This is a genomic window from Streptomyces sp. MB09-02B (assembly GCF_033794485.1).
In the GTDB taxonomy this organism is placed as follows: Bacteria; Actinomycetota; Actinomycetes; order Streptomycetales; family Streptomycetaceae; genus Streptomyces.
In genome coordinates this window covers 1-1,416 of sequence record NZ_JARGEE010000850.1, presented here as the reverse complement: position 1 = coordinate 1,416, position 1,416 = coordinate 1, and the positions used below count along the sequence as shown (strand labels likewise).

General features: G+C 68.1%; 3 protein-coding genes. 1 reads left to right on the top strand and 2 read right to left on the bottom strand.

Annotated elements, in window-relative coordinates; translation table 11 throughout:
* A partial coding sequence (locus tag P1P70_RS44600) for a hypothetical protein (protein ID WP_319248205.1) occupies positions 1–244 on the bottom strand: 244 nt, incomplete at its 3' end.
* Here P1P70_RS44600 and P1P70_RS44595 point away from each other — a divergent pair.
* Positions 243–473, top strand: coding sequence for a hypothetical protein (locus P1P70_RS44595; RefSeq protein WP_319248203.1), 231 nt, complete (start codon positions 243–245; stop codon positions 471–473). The genes P1P70_RS44600 and P1P70_RS44595 overlap by 2 nt on opposite strands.
* A 105-nt stretch (positions 474–578) precedes the next feature.
* On the opposite strand, the gene P1P70_RS44590 is transcribed toward P1P70_RS44595, so the two are convergent.
* Positions 579–1,370, bottom strand: a complete 792-nt coding sequence (locus P1P70_RS44590; protein ID WP_319248201.1) for a hypothetical protein — start codon at positions 1,368–1,370, stop codon at positions 579–581.
* Between the last annotated feature and the right edge of the window lie 46 nt (positions 1,371–1,416).

Sequence of the window (1,416 nt, the reverse complement as noted above, 5' to 3'; positions counted from 1 at the left end):
CCTCCGGCTCCCGTCCGCCGGCCCGCACCGTCGCCCCCCGCGCCTGTCGGTCGCCCTGGCCTGCGCCCCGGGCCGGTGGCCGCACGACGACTGGCCGGCCCCCGACGACCGGTACGTCGGAAGCGCGCTCCTCGTCCCGCCGCCCTACCGTGAACTCCGCGAGACCGAGGCGGACGTCGTGGTCCTGCGCTGCGAGGACCCCTCGGAGTCGTTCGCCGGGCGGCTGAAGGCCATTGGGCTCCATGAGCGCCCCGGTGATCGTCGTCAGTCCCCGGCAGGACGCCGACACGGTCGGCCATACCTACTTCTCGCCCGTGGCCGGCCTCGGCGCGCAGGAGATCGGGCTGCGGCTGACCCTGAGCGAGAAGACCGTCCGCGACAACCTCAGCGACATCTACGCCAAGCCGGATGTCCGGGGGAGTACCGAAGCGGTCCTGAGGTGGCTGGGAGCGACCCCCGGAGTTCGCGCATGAGAACATCACATTGAGCGCCCCCGGGAACGCGTAGGCGCCTTTTCGTGGACCGCACGCACAATCCCCCGCGCCGCGCGCGGGGGATTACTCGGCTTTCTCCGGGTGCTATTGAATGGTGACGTCGGAGAGCGGAACCTCGACGTCGGTCACGTTCGCGCCGCCCTCGCCGAATCCGGGTTCGGCACGGACGCTGCCCTCACTGTTGAGGAGTCCGTTCCCCTGAGGCGTATCGCACTTCACATTGCGCAGCCAGAGCCGGCCGTCCGGCGTTCCGCTGGGCAGGAGCTGCGGGTAGAAGACGTGGACGGCGGTGGAGTTCTCGCTGGGCGAGAAGAACACCTTCTGGCCGTCCTGGGCCTCCTTGTACGTGGCCTTGAGGAAGCCGCTCACGTCGGTGCGCTTGTGGGACCACATGAAGAAGGCGACGTGGTCCGCCTTGACCGTGTCGGACCGGGAGAAGGAGAACGACGACGTGGTGTCGTCGCGCTTGATGTTGAATTCCTGTGTGGCGAACTTGACGCCGATCTCGAAGACGGAGTTCGCCAGCTTCGTACTGCCGTCCGTGTTGAAGCCGTCCTCCAGCTGGATGACGCGGGTCACGGAGGCCGTGCCGCTGAAGGTCTTCGTCGCCGCGGTGCTGACTCCGCAGTTGTCGGTCACCGAGGTGACCCGCTCGTTGGGGCCGAGGCTGTCGGCCTTGAACTGGACGTCGACGAACTCGCAGTTCTCCAACTTGTCCGAGTCCGTGCGGCAGTCGGTGGCCACCTCGTCGGGGGTGGCGGCGCCCGCGCTGTACATCAGCGGGACGGCCAGTCCGAGGGCGACGACGGGTGCCAGTGCGAGGGTGATGCGCTTCTTCTTGCTGCGGTGGTTGCCGCTGCGCCCGGTGCGTGTCATGTGTTTCTCCTGCGAGGGGGATCGGGCGAAATGAGCTGGTGGGAAG

Bases quoted from the DNA above. Each gene is read 5' to 3' on its own strand.
- P1P70_RS44595 (WP_319248203.1), top strand. From the start codon at position 243: ATGAGCGCCCCGGTGATCGTCGTCAGTCCCCGGCAGGACGCCGACACG.
- P1P70_RS44590 (WP_319248201.1), bottom strand. From the start codon at position 1,370: ATGACACGCACCGGGCGCAGCGGCAACCACCGCAGCAAGAAGAAGCGC.